The 22,658-nt window shown below is 38.4% G+C and carries 14 protein-coding genes; 8 read left to right on the top strand and 6 right to left on the bottom strand.

Annotated elements, in window-relative coordinates:
* Positions 1–571 precede the first annotated feature (571 nt).
* Positions 572–1,897 (top strand): metal-dependent hydrolase family protein, encoded by a 1,326-nt coding sequence (locus BQ9859_RS03445; RefSeq protein WP_075876883.1) that lies wholly within the window; start codon positions 572–574, stop codon positions 1,895–1,897.
* 585 nt (positions 1,898–2,482) lie between these two features.
* On the top strand, positions 2,483–3,781 hold the full coding sequence (gene ltrA / locus BQ9859_RS03440; RefSeq protein ID WP_075876882.1) for a group II intron reverse transcriptase/maturase: 1,299 nt from the start codon (positions 2,483–2,485) through the stop codon (positions 3,779–3,781).
* Positions 3,782–3,899: 118 nt separating this feature from the next.
* On the opposite strand, the gene BQ9859_RS03435 is transcribed toward ltrA, so the two are convergent.
* Positions 3,900–5,348: a glycoside hydrolase family 1 protein gene (locus BQ9859_RS03435; RefSeq protein WP_075876881.1), complete on the bottom strand. Its 1,449-nt coding sequence runs from the start codon at positions 5,346–5,348 to the stop codon at positions 3,900–3,902.
* A 13-nt stretch (positions 5,349–5,361) separates the two neighbouring features.
* Positions 5,362–7,284, bottom strand: a complete 1,923-nt coding sequence (locus BQ9859_RS03430; RefSeq protein WP_075876880.1) for a BglG family transcription antiterminator — start codon at positions 7,282–7,284, stop codon at positions 5,362–5,364.
* Between the two features lie 268 nt (positions 7,285–7,552).
* Here BQ9859_RS03430 and BQ9859_RS03425 point away from each other — a divergent pair, with 268 nt between their 5' ends.
* Genes BQ9859_RS03425 through BQ9859_RS03410 form a run of 4 tightly spaced genes read left to right on the top strand, consistent with a single transcriptional unit; the run spans position 7,553 to position 11,008 of the window.
* A complete protein-coding gene (locus tag BQ9859_RS03425) occupies positions 7,553–7,858 on the top strand; it encodes a PTS sugar transporter subunit IIB (protein ID WP_075876879.1) in 306 nt (101 codons plus the stop codon).
* A 46-nt stretch (positions 7,859–7,904) separates the two neighbouring features.
* Complete coding sequence (locus BQ9859_RS03420; protein ID WP_075876878.1) at positions 7,905–9,179, top strand: PTS sugar transporter subunit IIC; 1,275 nt, start codon at positions 7,905–7,907, stop codon at positions 9,177–9,179.
* Between the two features lie 15 nt (positions 9,180–9,194).
* On the top strand, positions 9,195–9,518 hold the full coding sequence (locus BQ9859_RS03415; protein WP_075876877.1) for a PTS sugar transporter subunit IIA: 324 nt from the start codon (positions 9,195–9,197) through the stop codon (positions 9,516–9,518).
* Between the two features lie 17 nt (positions 9,519–9,535).
* Complete coding sequence (locus BQ9859_RS03410) at positions 9,536–11,008, top strand: glycoside hydrolase family 1 protein (protein WP_075876876.1); 1,473 nt, start codon at positions 9,536–9,538, stop codon at positions 11,006–11,008.
* Positions 11,009–12,167: 1,159 nt separating this feature from the next.
* On the opposite strand, the gene BQ9859_RS03405 is transcribed toward BQ9859_RS03410, so the two are convergent.
* Entirely contained in the window at positions 12,168–13,424 is a 1,257-nt protein-coding gene (locus BQ9859_RS03405) for an IS110 family RNA-guided transposase (RefSeq protein ID WP_075876229.1), read from the bottom strand.
* A 424-nt stretch (positions 13,425–13,848) separates the two neighbouring features.
* On the opposite strand from BQ9859_RS03405, the gene BQ9859_RS03400 reads away from it, so the two are divergent.
* Positions 13,849–14,460, top strand: a complete 612-nt coding sequence (locus BQ9859_RS03400) for a cytidylate kinase-like family protein (protein WP_075876875.1) — start codon at positions 13,849–13,851, stop codon at positions 14,458–14,460.
* Between the two features lie 75 nt (positions 14,461–14,535).
* On the top strand, positions 14,536–15,054 hold the full coding sequence (locus BQ9859_RS03395) for a hypothetical protein (protein ID WP_075876874.1): 519 nt from the start codon (positions 14,536–14,538) through the stop codon (positions 15,052–15,054).
* A gap of 23 nt (positions 15,055–15,077) precedes the next feature.
* Here the strand turns inward: BQ9859_RS03395 and BQ9859_RS03390 are convergent, their stop codons facing one another.
* From BQ9859_RS03390 to BQ9859_RS03380, 3 genes are all read right to left on the bottom strand, one after another.
* Positions 15,078–18,284, bottom strand: coding sequence for a UvrD-helicase domain-containing protein (locus BQ9859_RS03390; RefSeq protein ID WP_075876873.1), 3,207 nt, complete (start codon positions 18,282–18,284; stop codon positions 15,078–15,080).
* A complete protein-coding gene (locus tag BQ9859_RS03385) occupies positions 18,268–20,994 on the bottom strand; it encodes a PD-(D/E)XK nuclease family protein (RefSeq protein ID WP_075876872.1) in 2,727 nt (908 codons plus the stop codon). The genes BQ9859_RS03390 and BQ9859_RS03385 overlap by 17 nt, the downstream gene beginning before the upstream one ends.
* A 233-nt stretch (positions 20,995–21,227) precedes the next feature.
* Positions 21,228–22,484 (bottom strand): IS110 family RNA-guided transposase, encoded by a 1,257-nt coding sequence (locus tag BQ9859_RS03380; RefSeq protein WP_075876229.1) that lies wholly within the window; start codon positions 22,482–22,484, stop codon positions 21,228–21,230.
* Positions 22,485–22,658: the final 174 nt, after the last annotated feature.

The following is a 22,658-nucleotide window of genomic DNA, read 5'->3' as shown; positions in this document are numbered from 1 at the left end:
CCATGTTCAAGTTTTTTTTTTGGGGGGGGGGTTCAGTACATTGTGTAGCGGCGGTTTTAATTTTCTGACAGTTTTCAATAAGTTTTTATGGTATTTTGTTGACATAAAAACTAACAAATTTTAGATGTTTTTTTGCCACTAAACTACTTAAAATCACCTAATTTTAATCGATATCAGCAGGTAAAATAATAACACTATAATATAGTGAAAAAGTCGATAAATAGGGCATATTTTAACAACTTAAGGAAAGAAAAAAAACAGGTATTTTTTTGAAAGGTCCGTCGCTCCTAAGGGCTAATTGAGGGTTCGATTCCCCCCCAGAGGGCGCCATAGAAAAAATACCGAAATAGTCGATGAATAAAGGCTATTTCGGGTTTTTTCTTCCTGGGTAAAAGTTGGAGATTAGAAAAGTTTTTGAATAACAAGAGCAAAAAAATTAGGAACTCCGAGTAATTAAGAGAAAGATTTAAATAGAAGGTGTCGGTAATGTATTGTTTTGTGGGAACTTATTTTTATTTGACCAATAAGTCTGGTTTTGGTATAGAGAGGGTAAAGAAAAGAGGGATATATTATGAACAAGGAGTATACGGTAATCCGCCATGTGCGATTGGTGGATGGCAGCGGAAAAGCAGCTGTAGAAGATGCAATAGTCGCTTTTGTCAATGATGTTGATGACATTACTAAGGATCATTTGGTATATTGTGGCAGCAGTGAAAATTTTGATGAGCAGATGCTGCAAGATGGAGAAGTCTTTACTCTGGATTTGGGAGATGATACATATACAATCTTACCAGGTCTGATCAACACACATGTGCACTTGGATTTGAATTTGCCATATTTAGATCATTATGATGATCCATGGGGTGACAGTTATCGGGCAATGGTCACTTATCGCCGTGCCTGTGAAGCATTGTTATGCGGAACGACAACTGTGCGTGGTGTAGGAACAGTCGATGTATCAGAGATTGCAGTACGTAATGCAATTAATAAAGGCATGTTAGGCGGACCGCGCATCATATCTTGTGGTTCTGCACTTTGTCCGCATGCAGGACATGGTCATACTGTACCGCGCAGCGTGCAATGCTCTGGTGCAGATGAATTTATTCGTGGGTTGCGGAGTCAATTAGCACGCGGTGTTGACCAGATCAAATTATTGTATACTGGTGGTTTGGCAGAAGCTTATGAAGGTACGATGGATATCCAGATGACAGAAGCAGAAGTCAAAGCATGCATCGAAGTGGCACACCAAAATTCTAAGAAAGTTACCGCACATCTTTCCAATGATAAAGCAATTGCTCAAGCAGTACGTCTGGGAATGGACGGGGTAGAACATGCTTATACTTTATCGGAAGAAACGTGCGCAATGATGGCAGAAAAAGGCACATATTTAACACCAACCTTGTCGGTATCGCATTGTAATGATTATTTGCGCAAGCATGGTTCACCGCCATGGCAATTACAGAAACAAGAAGCAGCAGCACAGGAGCACATTCGTTCTTGTCGAAAAGCTGTAAAAGCCGGTGTCAAGATTTGTACCGGTACGGATTTATTGCCAAGTGATCCGGTTGATGGTACAACAGCGACGATACGGGAAGTCGAATTGCTGGTTGAAGATGTAGGCATGACACCATTACAAGCTATTCATTCTGCTACTTATAATGGTGCCGAGCTATGTGATGTGTTGGATATAACGGGTACTTTGGAAGCGGGTAAAAGTGGTGATTTTATCATTGTTTCAGGTAAACCGGATCAAAATATTCGCGATTTACGCAATATTCGTTTAATATCAATGGGATGTCGCTTGATTAAAAGTGATCTTCCGATGCTAAACCGCCAAAACTTCAATCCAATGTTGGCTGGGATCTCTTGTGATGGAGGAACTTTCCGTCATTGGTAGAAGCTTGTTAAAAAAGGTCATGAAACAAGAATTTCTGTTTCATGACCTTTTTGTGTGTGCCGGGCATGGCATGAATTCAGTTGGGAATAAACCAACCACAGGTAGTTACCGCCAAGTGTAGTGAACCACAAGCCGTTGGCAGTGATGTCATGGGTGAAGGAAGTGGGGTAGCGATTCTTTCGAGCGTACGAACAGAAACCGGATATAAGGCTAAATGGTGGATAAGGTTGCACAACAAATCGAAGTCCAAAAGGTAAACGTAAAACCAAGACAGTAAATCAGGACGTTGTGAAAGAAATAGGATTCATGAATTACCCCGGGAGGTCTTGTGGACGAGGAAGTCTAGTAAACTTTAAAATCAGTGATAGTACCCTCGGTCGAAAAAGGTTTATCATAAGAAGTCAGATGAAGTCATAGTAGGTAGAAATACTGAAGGACTGAAACGTTTATAGAGTGCAAATCACTATAAGCAATGTCTGGACAGTCCGAATATGAGGATAGCCTAGAACTATGGAGCGTAACCATAGATGGTAAAGGTAATGGGGATGTTTCCAGATAGATTTACAAATGGAGGAGGAGCAGCAAATGAAATTAATGGAAAAGATTTTAAGTCAGGAGAACTTGGAGATAGCTATCAAAAAGGTCAAACAGAACAAAGGCGCACCGGGAGTAGACAAAATGACAGTGCAAGAAATTGAAGAGTGGTTTAAACAATATCAAGAGGAAATTATCTATAAGATAATGAATAAACAGTATCGACCAATGCCAGTCAAAAGAGTCTATATACCAAAGCCTAATGGTAAGCGAAGAGCATTAGGCATTCCAACGGTTGTAGACCGAGTTATACAACAAGCCATAGCACAAGTAATAGGTCAAATCTATGAGCCAATATTCAGTGAACATAGTTTTGGATTCCGACCAAGACGTAGTGCACATACGGCAATGGAAGAAGTGCTATATTATTTAAATGAAGGGTATGAATGGATAGTTGACTTGGATATTGAGAAGTTCTTTGATACGGTAAATCATGACAAGTTAATTTCAATCTTAAGAGAACATGTCAATGACGCAACAACGTTACATCTTATACGAGCATATCTAAGAGCCGGTGTATTAGATGAAGGACTTATTAAAAGTACAACAGTCGGAACCCCACAAGGCGGACCTATCAGTGTTGTATTATCAAATATCTATTTAGATAAATTTGATAAGGAACTAGAATCAAGAGGTCTAAGATTTGTAAGGTATGCAGATGATTGCATCATCTTCGTGAAGAGCGAAATGAGTGCAAATAGAGTGATGAAGTCAGTGACATCATGGCTAGAAAGGAAACTATTCTTGAAAGTTAGTGCCACGAAAACAAAAGTTGTACGTCCAATGAAAGGAGAGTTTCTAGGATTTTCCTTTTATAAGGATAGTCAGGGGTGGAAATGCAGACCTATTGAAAATAGAAAGAAACGTTTATATGAAAAGATAAAAGTAGTCTTATCAAGAAAACAAGCTGTTTCAAGACCTCTATCAATTACATTTACAAAGGTCAATCAAATAGTAAGAGGATGGATTAACTATTTTAAGATAGGAAGCATAAAGCTATTTCTTGAAAAATTTGGACAATGGTTACGCCATAAAATAAGATGTATTATCATCAAACAGTGGAAAAGACCTATGACTATCTATAGAAATCTAAAGGCATTGAATATTAAATATAAATGCAGATTTAACGAAGAAGATATCTATAAATGTGCAAATTCAAGATTAGGGTGGTACAGAAGAAGTGGATTAGATGTAGTCAACTTCATATTGTCACCAATAGTTCTAGGCAAAGAGAAAGGGGACAGACCAGGTCTGGTCCATCCCCTTAACTACTATCTTAAGAGTTTGTAATTTCGATATAAATGTAGAGCCAAATACGAGGCCCGTACGTTTGGTTCAATGGAAGGGGCAGTAAATCTAGAATTTACTCCTCTATCCTATTGGCATTACATGGTAATGTTGTCGTTTTTTAGGACAAGTCTTCACCGTTGCTGGCAATGACCTTTTTATACCAATAAAATGAATCTTTTTTTAAACGTTGATTGGTGCCTTTCCCATGATCATCACGATCAACATAAATGAATCCATAACGCTTGCTCATTTCTGAGGTTGAGTTGCTGACAATATCAATTGGTCCCCACATCGCATAGCCGAATACATCGACTCCATCTTTAATGGCCTCATGCAATTGTTCGATATGTGCACGATAGAAATCCACACGGTAAGGATCATGAATAGAACCATTTTCTTCTAAAATATCTTTGCAGCCGATACCATTTTCAGCAATAAAGATTGGTTTATGATAGCGATCATACAGATTGTTTAAAGTGGTGCGCAGACCCAAAGGATCAATTGGCCAGCCCCAGTCAGTATTTTGTAAATAGGGGTTTTTGATAGGAGCAATCAAACTGCCGGCATCGATTAGATCCAGTGTTGGATTATATTTACATACATATGTTTCATAGTAGCTGATGGAGATAAAATCGACGACGCCTTTTTTCAATACTTCTAAATCACCGGGTTCCATATCGATGTGAATCTTATTTTCTTGAAAAATACGTTTCATATAATATGGGTATTCTCCTAATACTTGCATATCGATATAGAAGTAGTTGAGATGACTTTCAAACATCGACTGATATACATCTTTTGGATCCGGTGTATTAGGATATTTTTCTAAACGACAGATCATACAACCAATTTTCATTTCAGGATTGATTTCATGAGCAGTTTGTACAACTAAAGCTGAGGCGACAAATTGATTGTGGGAGAGCTGATATTTAAAGTTTTTTTCATCTTTTAAACTCCTAGACATAAATGCTCCGCATCCACAATAAGGACTGCCTAAGGTGATATTGATTTCATTGAATGTCAACCAATATTTAACTTTGTTTTGATAACGTTCTAATACAGTTTTTGCATATTTGACAAAACAATCCACAGTTTTCCGACTTTCAAACCCATTATATTCTTCACTCAAATATAAAGGAATATCGTAATGCAGCAAGGTAACCAGTGGTTCAATTCCATATTTATGCAGTTCATCGAATACGTCGTCATAGAATTGCAGACCTTCTTCATTTGGTTTTTCTTCAATGCCGGTAGGGTAGATTCTTGGCCAGGAAATGGACATGCGAAATACTTTGAATCCCATTTCAGCAAACAATTTGATATCGTCTTTGTAGTGATGATAAAAATCGATACCATAACGTTTAGGAAAATAAAACTCATCTTCGTGTGTTTTGCGATATTGTAACTGTTCCCAGCTTAGTTCAATACCTTTTAAACCGCGCTTATCAGGCTCTTCAAAAGCGACCATGTCCGTCGTTGCCATTCCTCTGCCACCTTCATTCCAGCCACCTTCTAACTGGCAGGATGAAGTAGCGCCGCCCCATAGAAAATTCTTTGGAAAACTCATCTTAACAACCTCCTTATGATGTAAACAAAGAATTCAATGCTTGATAGAACTCATTAAAATCGTTAGTATTTATCAACTTTTGCAATGTGACTGGGTTATCTAGCAGTTTGATTAATTGATCGAAGAATTTGGTAAAAATACGTCTGGAATTATCATTGATGCCAATCATCGCCACAAAATGTACCGCTTTGTCATCAGTCCATTGAATACCGTTGGTGAAAACGGCAACATAGATAAAGCTCTTTTTGGTAGACACACTGGTTAGTGTATGTGGAACCGCAACATCATTAAATGCGGTGGTTGCAATTTTTTCACGATGTAGCACATCTTCTTTGAAAGGGTCATCAACATATCCTAGCGATTTCAGATGATCACACATGGCATTGACAGCGATATAACCATCAGCATAATCGGGATCTTTTAGATAGAGTGATTCATCAAAAAAGTTGAGAATGTATTCGCGCAATTCTAGTTTTTGTTTTTGTTCGGCAATTGCGTTAATAGCATGTTCCAAGCGATTAAAATCTTTTTGATCAGGGAAGAAACCAACTGAAATTGTCTGAATATTAAATGATGAAGTACAATTAGGCGGTAAAATGACCAAATCGATATCCTCGTTTACTAGAGCTTTGATATCACTGTTGATATTGGCCTCTATGATTGATGTGTTGTGAAAACGTGTTTGTAGTTTCTTTAAAGTGTTTTTATAAAAATCATAATAATCGTTGTAGATGTATAGACAATTTACACGTGCCATTTTTCCAAAGGCATTGTTTTCAAAATAAGATCCAATGTGAAAGCTGATAAAGGCAATTTCATCTTCATTTAGCTCTATATCATAGGAAACGTATAATTCGCGTGTGATAAATACTGCAATATCGTAGACCAGTGGGTAGGTAGTACGAATCATGCTCGCTAATGGGTTTTTAATCTGAAAATTATGGTGTGCACGATAAAATAAGTTTTGGATATGCAAGGTAAATTTCGTGATAAAACTATCTTTGAACAATTGTAAATAATAATTATCTTCTACTTTTTTTAGTAAGTCTTTGGTAATATCAATGAATCTTTGATCGACATAATCATGGATATTACGCATCGTGAGCTGTTCATAATTGATCTTTTTGGACGATGTGATCGTGTTGGCAATGAGTAAGTGCAAATTACTTAACTCGGCTTCATTGAACTCCACATTGTAATTTTTCTCACACCAGTTGGCGATTTCAATTGTGGCTTGGTAAAAGATCGATGTATCAATTTCCCTGCTGGTAGAAATGGTATCTAGCTGGTATCCGCTGTTAAGACGACTCAAGATGATAATAAGATGAATAGCAATATTATTGAGCAATAAGCTGTTATATCGTAAATCAAAGCGATCTAAAATATCTTTAATGGTTTTTTCAATCAGTTTGTAATCGTATTCTTCATTAAATAGGGAAAAATGTTCTTCATATAAATTGGAATCAAAGGTATAGTCTTGAATAAAATAATGCATCAAACGGCGTTTGTGTTCTTCGTCTCCATCCAGATGGACAATGTTCTTGTTGGTGGTAAAAGCCATATGACATTTTCTTAAGTATACACGTACATTTTGTAAATCTTTTTTTATGGAACTCTCAGACACGTATAATTCTTCCGCCAGATCGAAGATATCATAGCCATCGGGATTGGTTATTAGTTTTTGAATGATGTATTTTTGACGATATTCTTGTTCACTGGTGATATTGCGTTGTTTGAGGATAAATTCGCTGTATAGAGAGCGATTCAGCCGGTATCCTTGTCCGCTGGAAAGGATATATTTTTTATTTTTGTTGATGCTGGCGATGTATTTACGTACTTGTCGTGTCGAAATCCCTAAGAAATCTGACAGCTCACCGGCTTTGGTATATCCTTCTTTGCTTGATAAATACTCTACGATTTTTTGTGAATTATCCATTTTAACCTCCTATTATCATTGCGCTTTTAATCGTCTTTCCTAGAGCTTTCTTGAAAGCAAATAAAGACATAGAATTTTTATTTATATCAGTAACCTGATATTTAACAGTTTCCCCATTTTTTATCTTTCTTATAATTTCCTTTATGATAGAAATTTAAAATCTCGTTATCAAATAAATAAAAGTTCCTACCTGCGGAACCTTTTTAGGTTTGAATCAAATAATCTAAGCTTTTTATAATGACCTCAGATAGTATAAAGGAGGAACGTTATGAAAAAAGTACTGCTATGCTGCGGTTCTGGCGCATCAAGTGGTTTTATGGCCAATAATGCAATGACAGCCGCAAAAAAAAGGGGAATGGACATCAGTGTTCGTGCATGCAGTGAATCCGAAGTCGAAGATTATCTTGATGAAGTGGATTTGGTCATGGTTGGCCCACATTTTCAACATCGTTTGGCTGCCATCCAAGACATTGCGGAAGAATATGATGTTCCGGTCGTATTGATTGATGGCGAAGTCTATGGATCATTGAATGGAGAGGGGTTGTTAGATCAAGCATTGAAATCATTGAAATAATTACAACATAAAGAAGGGATATTTATAATAAGAAGGGAGATATGTTATGAAAAGATTTATGGATTTTGTGGAAAAGAGCATTGCGCCTATCATTGAAAAAATCGGACAAAATGTCTGGATCGGTGCAACACAGGAAGCCATTTTGGCAGCTGTTCCGGCAACATTGGTTGGTTCTGTTGCAACACTAGTTGGGGTATTTCGTGGATTTGGCTTAACCTTCTTGCCGGATTTGACAGAATTAAGTAATTTCTCATTTGGCTTGTTTGGCTTGTTCTTAGCTTATGAGTTGCCATGTATCATTATGGAAAAGAAAAGACAACGTCGTGTTGCCCGTCAAGCAGGGTTAGCCGGTTTAGGTTTGTTCTTGCTGTTAGTATTCCCGCACTATGATGAAGCTGGCAATTTAGTATTGGCTACTGCTAACTTGGGTGCTGGTGGTATGCTGAATGCTTTGGTATCTGGTTATATTACTGCAATCGTATTCAATATCTTTGCAAAGTTTGCTTTCTTCAAGAATAATACTTCATTGCCACCATTCATCGTTACATGGTTTAATTCCATTATTCCTTGGACATTGTGTCTATTGTTTGGTATTGTTTTGACCTTTGGCCTGAAATTCGATCTTATTGAATCAATCCGTGCATTGATCATGCCAATTTCAACATTCTCACAATCATTTGGTGGTTTCTTATTAGTTGTTGTAATGGTATTGTTTATGTATTCTTTTGGTATTTCGGCATGGATCTTATATCCGTTAATGTCTTTGATCTGGATGGAAGGGCAAAATGCGAACTTGGCATTAGTTGCACAAGGATTACCAGCAACAAATTTACATACGTATGAGATCTTCCAGATGTGTTTTATCGGTGGACAAGGTGCAACTTTAGCTTTGTGTTGTTTCATGGCTTTCTTGGCAAAATCTAAACGCTTGAAAACAGTTGGCCGTGCCGCTATCATACCTTCGATCTTCAATATCAATGAACCGGTCGTTTATGGTGCACCTGTTGCTTTCAACCCGGTACTGATGGTACCATTCTGGATTGCAGGTCTAGCAAACTGTTTGATTGTATGGTTTACTTTTGCATTAGGTTTGATTGCAGTTCCGGTAGAACCATTCCGTGTTACGATGCCTTCCATTCTTTATGCACCGCTTGCAACTGGTAACATCATCGGTGGTTTGTTGCTGCATATCGTTTGCTTCGCAGCAACAGCATTGATTTACTATCCATTCTTCAGAGTTTATGACAAACAATGTAAGTTAGAAGACGAAAAAGCAGCCGCAAAAGCAGCAAAAGGGGATATAGCTGCGCAAGAAGTGTAGTGAGGACAGCATTGAATGAGCGAATATACAGCACAAGAATTAAACGAATTAGCAATGAAGATCATCCTGCATGCTGGTGATTGCCGAACTCTTGTCAATGAGGCATTTCAAGCAGCCAAGCAAGACAAAGGATGGGATGAAATTCAAAAAAAATTAAAAGATGCGCGTAAAAAAATTACAGAAGCACATCGTTTACAAACAAAAGTTTTACAAGATACGGTCATGAATGACCAGCCAACTTTGACGATGTTGTTCATTCATGCTCAAGATACCTTGATGACAATCAATTCGGAATTATTCCTTGCAGAGAATACACTTGAATTGATTTGTACGAAATAATCACAAGGAGGAATAGAATGAGTAAATTTCCAGAGAACTTTTTTTGGGGTGGTGCCACTAGTTCCATGCAGATTGAAGGAGCTTATAATATTGATGGAAAAGGTTTGTCAAGTTCAGATTGTAAGACAGCCGGCTCCTTTGAAAAAAGAAGACAGTTGACATATATTGACAAGGACGGCAATCCTGGTGCGATTAACAGCAACCTTGGCGGTTCATTGCCGCCAGGTGCTAAATTAGCAGTCGTAGATGGATACTTTTATCCTAGTCATGAAGCAATCGATTTTTATCATACCTATAAAGAAGATATCAAACTGTTTGCTGAAATGGGATTCAAAATGTTCCGTTTGTCAATTTCCTGGCCGCGTATTTATCCAAATGGAGATGAAGAAGAACCTAATGCAAAGGGTATCGCATTTTACAAAGATGTATTCCGTGAATTGCATAAATACAATATTGAACCTTTGGTAACTATTTTCCATGGTGATGTTCCACTATATTTAGAAAATACTTTTGGCGGATGGACAAATCGAAAAATGATCGATTATTTCATGAAATTTGCAAAGACATGCCTGGAAGAATTCAAAGGTATGGTCAAATACTGGTTGCCATTCAATGAGATGAATGATTATTTGTTGATGCTAGATATGTTTGGCAATATCTCCAACAAAGAAACCCATCAAACAAGTTTTCAAATGATTCATAACATGTTGGTTTGCAATGCACGGACAGTCAAATTAGCCCATGAAATCGATCCGGAAAATAAAGTGGGTTCCATGATCTGCGGAATTCCTAATTACCCAAGTACTTGTGATCCAAATGATATTTTGGAAAATCGCTATCGTTGGGAAAAAGGCATCTTCTATACTGGTGATGCCCAAGTTTTCGGTGAGTATCCGGTATTTGCAAAACGTTTGTGGGATACTTATGATGTACATCTGGAAACACAACCTGATGATTTTACTGATTTGAAGCAAGGTACAGTGGACTTCTATACATTCTCCTACTACATGTCAAACTTAGTGACAACTCATGAAATTAAAGATATCGTACAAGGAAATTTCGCCAATGGGGCAAGAAATCCATATCTAAATTATTCGGAGTGGGGCTGGTCCTATGATCCAAAGGGACTTCGCTATTATTTGGAAGTTATGTATGATCGTTATAAATTGCCTATGATCATTACAGAAAATGGATTAGGAGCTAAAGATACATTAGTCGATGGTAAAGTTCATGATGATTACCGTATTTCATATCTGAAAGATCATTTGCATGAGTGCAAGGTTGCTATTGAACACGGAGTGAAACTGATTGGTTATACAATGTGGGGATGCATCGATTTGGTCAGTGCAAGTACTGGTGAAATGAGCAAACGTTATGGATTCATCTATGTTGACCGCGATGATCAAGGTCAAGGAAGCAATAAACGATATAAAAAAGACTCCTTCTATTGGTATCAGCACGTGATTGATACAGATGGGGAAGAACTCTAAAATTTAAACAGTAAAAAATAAGTCATGATCAGGGTATATCTATCCAATCATGGCTTATTTGCATTTGCAAGAATGTATTTTATCCTTATATATAATTAATATGCAATTATAGAGTCTTTCTTGTATGGCTATTACTATATCACTAAATAATTATTTGAGCATAGCCAAGAAGTGCCTATGTATCGCTTTGATGGATCAAAGTAAAACGAGAAATGTATAAAAGAAAAATACGACAGGAATTTGTACGGTCTTTTCATGCTTTCAAGCGCAGTTTTCGTTTTTTTTAGAAATTACATTTGTTTTCTTAAGCTATTGTATGAATAAATTCCCACTAAAATAGATAAATGAAGTAAAAAAAGAGTTTATAGTTATTTACTTTTCAAATTTATTGATATAATTCAGGATGCATTTAATGGTTCTTGCCTAAATATTTTTGATAAGACTTAAAGGAATATTTTTCTGCTAACACCATTATTTTGTGCAGCCCCTTATCTCATGAGAAAATAAATCGTTTTCCTTTTGTACATTGATTTAATTTTCCATAAATATTGTACTTTGTAACTTTCAAAGCCAGTGATTTTCTTTTTTATGACTGTCAATCAAAAATGAAAATATCTCAGAAAAAGTAATATCTGAGGTGTCCCCCTTAAAGTTAGACTTTTGAGAGACGACTTCTGTCGTCTCATTTTTTATGCAGCTAAAAGCTAGAATCTGTATTGGACAGGTCTCATCCATCATAACTTTTCTTTTATTCTTTGTTCGTTATAATACTTTATAAATCTTTCTATCTTTGATTTCAATAGAACAATAGGTTTTTGTGTTGAACCAAATGTACTTGTTAATCAGAGGGACAGCTATTATCCCACTCGATAAGATAGAAGTGATATTAGTCGTATTATCTTTCACGGCTATACAAATACTAAGCAAACAAAAAAAAGGGTTATGCCGTAATCCAGTTGATGATCTGGTAACAATTGGGCTATACACCGGACAGTATAAACATTTCCGGTTACAGCACACAAAAAGTGGCGAATAGCCCATCTATGGCGATGCTATCATTATCCACAGACTATCAAATAAAATAGAGGTGTAAAAGTGTGAATAAAAATGCGCAAAAAGGGCCGACTTAAAAACAGGAGGTAAAAGATATCGAAAAAATTTATAAGTTGACTGGAATAGAAGAAATATCAATGCCAGATTGTTTTAAAAAGTTCAATGCTTTTTCAACTGTAAGTGAAGGATTGGCGTTTGGTTTTGGATCCATAAAGGATTCATGGTCACATGGATTAAATTCTTCTCCTGTAAGGATCATGTGGTAGATGCTGACCAGCATCATGCGTGCGATCGCAATGATTGCTTTCTTATGACCTCGTCGTTTCTTGATATTGGAATACTTTCTTCCAAAATAAGATGTCTTATCTTTGATGGCCGATAAAGCACATTGGACAAGCAGAGGTTTGAGATACTGTCCAGCTTTTGAGATACGGACTGACTTTTTCTTGCCGGCACTCTCGTTGTTGGCAGGAGAAAGTCCGGCCCAACTGACAAGCTGTTTGTCGGATTCGAACTGAGACATATCAATTCCTATTTCAGAGATGATAAGAATAGCAGATAAAGCACTGATTCCTTTTATTTGTGTGATGTGCTGAAAAGATCTGCGAAAAGGATACGCACGCTTAATCAATTCCACTTCGCATGAATCAATGAGCTGATCTAAATATTCCATATGATCCAAAGATTTTTCCATCTTGAATCGTTGATCCGATTCAATGTGATAGCCATGAAGAGAGTCCAGTATCTTATCTTTGTTCTTACAGTTTTTGTGAACGAGCTTTAGGATCTTGTCATCATCGATCACATTGGATTTCATGACTTCTTTCATAATGTTGGAAGCCGTCTTGCCAAAAGGATCTGAAACAACAGAAGCCAGACCGACATTAGAAATGGTCATACAGTTTTGATAACGATTCCGTTCTGAAGAACGCATGCAGACCAGTTTGTATCTGTAACGTGCGATCTCACGCATCTCCCGAATTTCTTTGGGAGGGATAAACGAAAACTTGATCAGATCATGTTTGAAGAGATCACAGATCCATTTGGAATCTTTCTTATCTGTCTTCTTGCCTTTGATGGCTTTGACATACTTGGGGTGAGTTAAATGGACATTGGTCTCATCTTCAAGAATGTTAAAGATCGGGATCCAGTATTTACCGGTAGACTCCATACAGACATCAGAACAGTGATGAGATCGCAGCCAATCCTTTAAACGGTATAGGTCGGAGTTTAAAGTGGAGAAGGATCGTTGGAAGTATTCTGTAATGTTGGTCTTTCTATCGGTGATCCCAATAGTAGCGACAACCAGGTTTTTGTGAACATCCATGCCACAACAGTTGAAACGAACGATTTTCATTACCATAAAAAAACTCCTTTCATGCAAAAGGAGAGGTGGCATTGACTGTCATCAAAGCGAATCGACAACAGTTGATTGAACAATCATAAGTGTCCAGGCTCAAAGTCCTACTTATTTGTGCTTGAGATGATGACGGCAACTTATATATATACAGGATATTCAATTGAGTAGAATTCCTACTCACCTCCACGTGCTCTGTAGTGTACCACCTCTCTTATATGGTAACACGAAAAAATGAGACGTGTGAGATTTATTGATGAAATATTTGTGTCCGCGCGACCTTAGGCGCGGGGAAATGGAGGAATATATGATGAATCCAATTGTTTGGCGATGATAAATCGTTTTCAATCTCTTTCTACAAAGTAGCTATAACCTCTGTTATAATGTGTATAGGTGTTGTTATCGTATAGATATAGAAAAAGGTGATCATATGAGCAAGCGTGTAATAGTTACGATTTCCCGACAGTATGGAAGTGCAGGAAAGCTGATTGGTGAAAAATTGGCGGAGTCATTGGGCATCCAGTGTTACGATAAAGTGTTTTTAGAAGAAATATCAAAAAAATTAGGTGTTTCCAGTGCTTTTTTCCGTGATGAAAATAGAGGGGAAAACGGAATGTATGAAGTAGGCGGCCGCTCCGCATTATCTATGGTTACTTCATTGACTGTCAATAATGAAGTGTTTGAAAGTGCTGCACGTTTGATTCGTGAAATTGCCGCAAAAGAAAGTGCGGTGATCGTTGGCCGGTGCGGTGATTATGTATTAAAGGATGAAGCAAATGTATTATCGCTGTTTATTTATGCGGACAAACAGGAACGCATACAAAGAGGAATCGAATTGTATCATTTAAAACCAGAAAAGGCAGAAGAAACAATGCAGCGATTTGATCGAAAACGTGCGAATTTTTATGAATTCTATACGGATCGCAAATGGGGAGCGATCTCGAATTATTCCATGGTGATCAATACAAGCAAGGTTGGAATTGAACAATGTGTGCAGTATCTTAGTGCAGTAGTCAAAACCATGCAGCAGGAAGAAGGATAACAAAATTTCACATACTCTGCTGACAACTTGAAGCAAGATGGGTGTTATAGTGTACATATCGAAAGGATGATGAAGATGAAATCAAAATGGTCTCTAAAACATAATAAGAATCATTGTACGATCGTAAATGAAGGCGGAAAGAATATCGGCTATCAGCCTAATGCTGGCGTGCAGATCATGGAGGCTGACGGCTTTGGTTTTAAAGATCTCAATGGCAGCGGACAGCTAGAAGTTTTTGAAGATTGGCGTCTTCCAATGAAACAGCGTGTTTTGGACTTTTGCCAAAAATGTGATATCCATGAAGCAGAAGGAAAAATCTTGTATCACAACGGAAGTGTTGCTTTGCCAAGCCAAGTCTTGGAAGGGCTCGAGCAGAATCATTTTGTTGAAACAACGATTCAAGAGCAAGATAAAGATGATCAGCCGTTTTTGCAGGAACATCGTTTGCTGGTAGCTTTGATCTTGATCTTGGACGAAGGAAATCATGATTATGAGATTCAATTGATGATCGAAAGTGCAAAAGATGGCCTTTTGAACAGCGTCATCTATACTATAGCGAATACCTTTCATCAGTTTAATTTAAATAATGCATAAAAAATGACCATTTAGGTCATTTTTTAATATAGAGGTACAGGAATCATGCATTGCAGATAAAATGAGTAGATCCAGGTATGGATCAAATGGTGTGGATACAGCTGCTGCATAGCATCGGCGTATGTCTGTAATTGTGCTTGATATAGTTCAATGAAAGCAGCAGGAGCATCCAGATGATCGCTTTTATAGTCCAGTATGATGATTTCTTGTTCATTCATGGCAAAGAAATCAATATATCCATATAACAGTTGATCTTGGATCTGCACGCTGTAAGGTAATTCATGATAAACCGTTGGATACTGGCTCCACTCTATATACTGTGTATTTTTTCCTAAAGCAAGCAGCTGTGTCAGATCGATTGCCGTCATTTCCTGTTTTGTCTGCTCAAACAAATGGATAATTTCTTCCTTTTTGAATGGCGGGTGCAGCTGAGATACGATTTCATGCAACAAAGATCCTCTTTTTGCGCCTGCTTGCGTATCGTTTGGAAGAAACACAGGAAATTGTTTTCCTTTTTTTATTGCAGAAGCACTGGTGCTGTTGATGGCATATGTCTCTTTTGCGTAGAGCTTATGTTTTTCAGCTTGCTTTTTCTGGATGGACAATGGCTGCAAAGCAAAGGGTTCATGGACCCAGATTACTTGAAATAATGGAGAAGCAGTTTTAGCAAACGCACGCAATAACCATCCTGTATAGCCGCAACGGGAGAAGACTGCAGCACTGGTTAAGGGCTGTTCAAATTTTTGCGGAGAACGGATACAGTCAACAATATACATTTCATTTTGCGCCCTTGTGGTAGCAACGTATAAAATACGCATTTCTTCTTCTAATTGCTCGCGATCCTTTTTGTGCTGGATCGCTATGCGAGCGATAGTCGTACGTAAGAAACGGTTTGGATCCATATAGCGAATGCCGATGCCCATATCCGCATCAAATAAAAATGGAGAACGAAAATCTAAAGCATCTTGTGAATCATTGGACCATAGAAAGACAATGGGAAACTGCAGCCCCTTGGATTGGTGGATGCTCATTGCACGAATGACATCTTCATCAGGAGATATGGGGTTTGCTTCAGCGCTTTGTGCATCTTGTATCGAATCAATATAATCGATAAATGCATGCAGATCGCTGCTGTGTTCTTGTTCGAATTGAACGGCCTGCTGATATAGAAGATCTAAATTTGTTTTTTCCTGCAGAGAGGTACGATAAGAATAAAAGTCATTTTGATCATACATCTTGCTTAATAATGTGTGGATCGGCAATTCTTTCTGGTCTAGTATTTGTATCAATGCATCGATTCCTTTAAAAGGGTGCTCTAGAAAATAATGATAAAAAGAAGTATGTGGAGAACGGCGGCATTTTGCAAGTGCAAGCGTATTTTCATCCAGATCGAATAAAGGCGACAAAGCAATGGCGGCAAAAGCGATATCATCTTCTGGATCGCGGAGAAAGCGAAGATAAGATAGAATGAGCTCTACCGCACTTGATTGATAAAAACCGTGCTTGATCTCAATGAAATAAGGCAGATGCAAGCGGTCGAAGGCACTGCGCAGATCGTCTTTGGAATGATTGCTGCGAACCAAAACGACAAAATCTTTCCATGCCAGATTGCGTTCTTCCTTCATTTTCTGAATGGTAGAAGCTATCCATAAAGCTTTTAATTGATTGCGGCTGATGGTTCGAAACTCTTCACTGGCTGTTTTGAGCTCATCGATCAATAATCCGTAAAACTGGACAGGTACTTTGCTTTTCTTTTGCCAATCCCCGCCAATCTGGACATGATCGGCTTGGCGATAAGAACTGGCAAAATAATCGAGGTTCATCAGCTGTTCATAAAAAACATTGTTAAATTCCACTAATGTTTCGCTTGAACGATAATTGTTAGACAAATAGATCACCGTATCCTGCGGCTGGGGATGATCCATATAGGATTGCATGATCGAAGGACGTGCATGGCGAAAACCATAAATCGATTGTTTGATGTCGCCGACACGAAATACGTTGTTTTTACGGGCAATCAGTGAAATGATCGTATCCTGGATATCATTGGTATCTTGAAATTCATCGACCATGATGATCGAAAACTGCTTCTGATACTCCTTTGCAATCGCACGATCATTTGCTTGTAAGATCTGCAAAGCAAAATGTTCCATATCATCAAAATCAATCATCTGTGCTTCTTGTTTGAGAGATTGATAGGTTTCTTGATAAGTACGCGTACATTGGATAAGCGTAGAAACAAATGGTGCGGCTGATTGCATATCCTTTAATAAGGTTTCTTTCTCATAAAGAATAGCTGCTAAAGCATCTTCACTGTCTGTGATTTCTTTCTTATAGGCTGCAAAACGCATATCATCTTTGTTTGGTGTGCGGGGAAGCGATAGTCCGCTGCAGACAAGAAATGCACGGCGATAGTTTTCATAATCTTTCGTTTCTAAATAAAGGGATGCTTGTTGATAACGTTCTTTTTTTAAGAGGATCGTTTCGATCGGTTTTGCTTTATCGCTATATTCATCCACGAAAAGCTGCAGCATTTGTGATAATGCCTGCAGGATCTGTGTTTGCTTTAAAGACAGGTAAGCATAAAATGCTTCTTGTATATCATGGGGTAATTCGTCAAAAGAAGATATTTGATAAGCTTGCAGGCATTTTTCCAGCCAGGCATCCGGATCTGGACGGCTGGCGGATAATGCGGCAAGATCAATGATCGTTTTCTTCAAGTCTTTTGTTTCTTCGATACGAAACGAAAAAAGCTGAGCCAGGGCAGTCAGTGCTTCTCCCTGGTATTTTTCTAAGGTAGTCTCCATGGCCATGGCACGAAATCGTTCCATGCTGGCATTGTCCGCAATGTGATTGACTTGCTGCGCACTGCACCCGATGATGTAATAATAAGATTGTACAATGGATAAACAAAAAGAATGGATCGTGGAAATCTGTGCATTTTGCAATAAGGTAATTTGTTCCAGCAAAAATGCCTTTGTTTCCGGATCGGTGCACGTTTCGCTTTCTTTACGCAAGGCAGCGGATAAACGCTTTTTCATTTCATTGGCCGCTGCTTCTGTAAAGGTCATGGCTAAGATCTGATCGACGCGGATGCGGTCTTTGAGAACAAGATCCATGAGACGGCCTACTAATACAGTGGTCTTGCCGCTGCCGGCAGAAGCAGAAACGATGATATTTTGATTACGTAATTCAACGGCGCGACGTTGTTGTTCATTCCAATTTGGCATCTACTTCTTCCTCCTTTTCCTTTAGTGGATGAGGCAGATCGATACAGTATTCCATCTGTTCATCAATAATGGCTGCTTTTGGATAGGGCTGTCCATGAAAACGGCAGATACAATGAAAATCGCAATAGCTACAAGCGTTTTCGCTTGGTTCACAGACAATATTTCCTTGCAAGATGTTTTCTCCGATATAGGTCAGGATCTTTTGGATTCCTGCTTTTAATGAGGATAATGAACGGATCGCATTTTTATCTCTGCCTACAACGGCTCCCTTACTATCCATCTTTAAATTGGCGACGTGTGTGGCATCATCGTCAAAAAGATCGATCGATGTCGAGAAAATCCAGCCGTTTAATCGTTGTTTCTTTTGCAGTTCACGTATCATTTCTTCTTTTTCAACCGGTACACAGGTTTTCTTTTGACGCTGGATCTTTAAAGCCGGCTGCTGTATGCTTTCCATTTTCGTTGAGATGTAAAAGGCGCCAAGCACTTCCTTGATTTCTTCGAAATCAGGAATATCGCCTTCTTCCAGGACGATTGCATAGGTCAAAAGCTGTAATTGCAGACCGCTGTATACTTTTGCGGCACTGAGTGTTTTTTTGCTGCTTTTATAATCTAAGATCACACCCATATGATTGCTTGTATCGATACGGTCGATCACACCATGCATTTCCAAATCGGCCGCTGAAAGAGGCAGTGTATAGGTAAAAGGACGTTCAAAGCCGCGTGCTTGTAAATGATTGTGTTCTTCCAATGAAGAGAGTGTCGAAAACAGAACTTGCAATTGTTTTGTCAAACGTATCTGCCATTGTTTGATTTCCTGTTCTCTTTTTGGATAGAGCTGGTGTAACGGCAGAAATTCATTCTGGATGCGTTCGATCAACTCTTTTGCAGCAATCTGAACATAGGCTTTACCATGTTCTTCACACAATTGCTGTAACAGTGCGTGGATCAAAGAACCAATCTTGGCGTCATCCACTTCGCTTTTTTGTTTCTTTAAACGCAATCCATAACGTAAAAAATAAGAATAAGGACACTGGCGATAGCGTTCAAAAGCAGAAATGGAACCTTGTAATTTTCCATCTTGTAAATATAGCTGTTTAGCAATCGATGTATCCAGTGCAGGCAAATGGCGCTGTTGAATATGGACAGCTGATAGAGGCAATGCTTTTGCCTGTATATGATATGATTCCATGTATTGTTCCATCTCCAAGCTGGCTTCTTTTGTCTTCCCTTCATAAGTGCCTAGCGGGTATGTGACGATCAGCGTTTGCTGCGCATGATATAATTGTTCACACTGCATCAAATGTTGCTGATAGCGTTGTTCCATGGAAGGCAGAGCAAGATCGACACAATACTTCTCATCAAATATGCCTTTTCGGGGAACAAAGTTAGGCCATGCATCCATGGTTGCACCGCAAACATAACGAATCTTTCGTTCATGATGCAATTCTTTTATCGTATGGATCATCACACCCTGTAATTGATCATATCCAGTTGCAATTTGCTTCGCTTTTAATAATTGTTCTAGAAATCCAAGATCTTCTTTTACATGCAGATGATCATACACTTCATGGAAGAGATCTTGTATTTGCTTCATGCAGCGCAGCTGCTCTTCACTTGGCTTTGGATAGCGTTTTGCAAACTGGTCACAAAGGAAAGCAAGCACTTCTTGCGGTGAACAGGAGAGCGCTTCTTGCAAGACAGGCAGTAACTGTGTTTGCTGCTGTATCGCTTTCTCTTCTAACTTTTGAATCTGTTTGAGCGTATATTCATCGAAGAGCGCACCTGTTTGTATTTGATTGCTGTGTAGCTGGATAGGATCTGTGATCCTTTCATGAAACAATTGCGTATATTGAATGAGGGCGTTCGTCTCAAAAGCAAATGCGTGGGTATTCAACAGATCAATCAAGGTTTGTTGTGAAGGGTTTGCCAGATAGTGCAGCCAAGCTTGCATTTGCGCAGAAAGATCGACCTGCAAGCTGCTTGATACGATGGTGTAAGGAATATGATAACGATCAAAGATCTGTGCCGCTAACGGTTCGTAGAACGGATCCAGCACACAAAGCGAAATATCTTCTGCAAGTTGTCCCTTTTCAATGATCATTTGAGCAATGCCTTCTATTTCCTGACGCATATTTACAGCGTAATAGAATGCAGGTGTTTGTTCTTGCAATTCTGCTTGCAGCATCGCTGCTCCTTTTTCGAGAAGAAGCTGTATGATCGTTTGTTCGTAATAAGTAAAAAAAGAGGGATAAATGAAAATATGGGATGCATCCGTGATTGCCTGTATCTGCCGCAATGCTTTCTTTTTTTCATCTCCAGCACAAGGCAGGGGCAGTAAAAGAGAAAGAAGCTGCTTTCTTTCTCTTTCGCTTGGTGTTTGCGAAGGCAAGGAATCCAAAGGAACATCATATAATTTTAATTCCTGAACGAAATTTGCGCATTCTTTTAAAAATGCGCTATCAGAAAATTGTGAGCGAAAGATCGGGAACTGTTCTTTATGTTCTTCTAATAGTTGACGGTAGGCAAATAAAAGCGCATCATCATGGTTCTCGTTTGATTGAAATTGTTTGATCCAGTTTTTCAAGGAGAGAAAAGAGACGCCGAGCATTCCTCTTTTCTCTTTCAATAGGGATTGCTGCAAGGGCAAGCGCAATGCATCATCAACCAAAATGATGCTGCCAAAAGAAAATGATTGAAATGTATTCATGAAATCACCCGCTATTCAATTACGTAAATTTTATCAAAAATAGAAAGACAGTTCAAACTTGTTGTATACCGTTTTTTTGGCACATTGTTCATAAGATATTAGGAAATAAATGGATATTTAAGGTATAAAAAAGGACAAGTATACCTATACTTCAAATACGAGGTGAAAAGTGTGAATAAAAATGCGCAAAAAGGGCCGACTTAAAAACAGGAGGTAAAAGATATCGAAAAAATTTATAAGTTGACTGGAATAGAAGAAATATCAATGCCAGATTGTTTTAAAAAGTTCAATGCTTTTTCAACTGTAAGTGAAGGATTGGCGTTTGGTTTTGGATCCATAAAGGATTCATGGTCACATGGATTAAATTCTTCTCCTGTAAGGATCATGTGGTAGATGCTGACCAGCATCATGCGTGCGATCGCAATGATTGCTTTCTTATGACCTCGTCGTTTCTTGATATTGGAATACTTTCTTCCAAAATAAGATGTCTTATCTTTGATGGCCGATAAAGCACATTGGACAAGCAGAGGTTTGAGATACTGTCCAGCTTTTGAGATACGGACTGACTTTTTCTTGCCGGCACTCTCGTTGTTGGCAGGAGAAAGTCCGGCCCAACTGACAAGCTGTTTGTCGGATTCGAACTGAGACATATCAATTCCTATTTCAGAGATGATAAGAATAGCAGATAAAGCACTGATTCCTTTTATTTGTGTGATGTGCTGAAAAGATCTGCGAAAAGGATACGCACGCTTAATCAATTCCACTTCGCATGAATCAATGAGCTGATCTAAATATTCCATATGATCCAAAGATTTTTCCATCTTGAATCGTTGATCCGATTCAATGTGATAGCCATGAAGAGAGTCCAGTATCTTATCTTTGTTCTTACAGTTTTTGTGAACGAGCTTTAGGATCTTGTCATCATCGATCACATTGGATTTCATGACTTCTTTCATAATGTTGGAAGCCGTCTTGCCAAAAGGATCTGAAACAACAGAAGCCAGACCGACATTAGAAATGGTCATACAGTTTTGATAACGATTCCGTTCTGAAGAACGCATGCAGACCAGTTTGTATCTGTAACGTGCGATCTCACGCATCTCCCGAATTTCTTTGGGAGGGATAAACGAAAACTTGATCAGATCATGTTTGAAGAGATCACAGATCCATTTGGAATCTTTCTTATCTGTCTTCTTGCCTTTGATGGCTTTGACATACTTGGGGTGAGTTAAATGGACATTGGTCTCATCTTCAAGAATGTTAAAGATCGGGATCCAGTATTTACCGGTAGACTCCATACAGACATCAGAACAGTGATGAGATCGCAGCCAATCCTTTAAACGGTATAGGTCGGAGTTTAAAGTGGAGAAGGATCGTTGGAAGTATTCTGTAATGTTGGTCTTTCTATCGGTGATCCCAATAGTAGCGACAACCAGGTTTTTGTGAACATCCATGCCACAACAGTTGAAACGAACGATTTTCATTACCATAAAAAAACTCCTTTCATGCAAAAGGAGAGGTGGCATTGACTGTCATCAAAGCGAATCGACAACAGTTGATTGAACAATCATAAGTGTCCAGGCTCAAAGTCCTACTTATTTGTGCTTGAGATGATGACGGCAACTTATATATATACAGGATATTCAATTGAGTAGAATTCCTAC

It is taken from the genome of Merdibacter massiliensis (assembly GCF_900155395.1).
Lineage (GTDB): Bacteria > Bacillota_I > Bacilli_A > Erysipelotrichales > Erysipelotrichaceae > Merdibacter > Merdibacter massiliensis.
Note: the sequence above shows the minus strand (reverse complement) of the source record. Positions and strands in the feature narration are given on the sequence as shown.

Bases quoted from the DNA above. Each gene is read 5' to 3' on its own strand.
- BQ9859_RS03445 (WP_075876883.1), top strand. From the start codon at position 572: ATGAACAAGGAGTATACGGTAATCCGCCATGTGCGATTGGTGGATGGC.
- ltrA (WP_075876882.1), top strand. From the start codon at position 2,483: ATGAAATTAATGGAAAAGATTTTAAGTCAGGAGAACTTGGAGATAGCT.
- BQ9859_RS03435 (WP_075876881.1), bottom strand. From the start codon at position 5,348: ATGAGTTTTCCAAAGAATTTTCTATGGGGCGGCGCTACTTCATCCTGC.
- BQ9859_RS03430 (WP_075876880.1), bottom strand. From the start codon at position 7,284: ATGGATAATTCACAAAAAATCGTAGAGTATTTATCAAGCAAAGAAGGA.
- BQ9859_RS03425 (WP_075876879.1), top strand. From the start codon at position 7,553: ATGAAAAAAGTACTGCTATGCTGCGGTTCTGGCGCATCAAGTGGTTTT.
- BQ9859_RS03420 (WP_075876878.1), top strand. From the start codon at position 7,905: ATGAAAAGATTTATGGATTTTGTGGAAAAGAGCATTGCGCCTATCATT.
- BQ9859_RS03415 (WP_075876877.1), top strand. From the start codon at position 9,195: ATGAGCGAATATACAGCACAAGAATTAAACGAATTAGCAATGAAGATC.
- BQ9859_RS03410 (WP_075876876.1), top strand. From the start codon at position 9,536: ATGAGTAAATTTCCAGAGAACTTTTTTTGGGGTGGTGCCACTAGTTCC.
- BQ9859_RS03405 (WP_075876229.1), bottom strand. From the start codon at position 13,424: ATGGTAATGAAAATCGTTCGTTTCAACTGTTGTGGCATGGATGTTCAC.
- BQ9859_RS03400 (WP_075876875.1), top strand. From the start codon at position 13,849: ATGAGCAAGCGTGTAATAGTTACGATTTCCCGACAGTATGGAAGTGCA.
- BQ9859_RS03395 (WP_075876874.1), top strand. From the start codon at position 14,536: ATGAAATCAAAATGGTCTCTAAAACATAATAAGAATCATTGTACGATC.
- BQ9859_RS03390 (WP_075876873.1), bottom strand. From the start codon at position 18,284: ATGCCAAATTGGAATGAACAACAACGTCGCGCCGTTGAATTACGTAAT.
- BQ9859_RS03385 (WP_075876872.1), bottom strand. From the start codon at position 20,994: ATGAATACATTTCAATCATTTTCTTTTGGCAGCATCATTTTGGTTGAT.
- BQ9859_RS03380 (WP_075876229.1), bottom strand. From the start codon at position 22,484: ATGGTAATGAAAATCGTTCGTTTCAACTGTTGTGGCATGGATGTTCAC.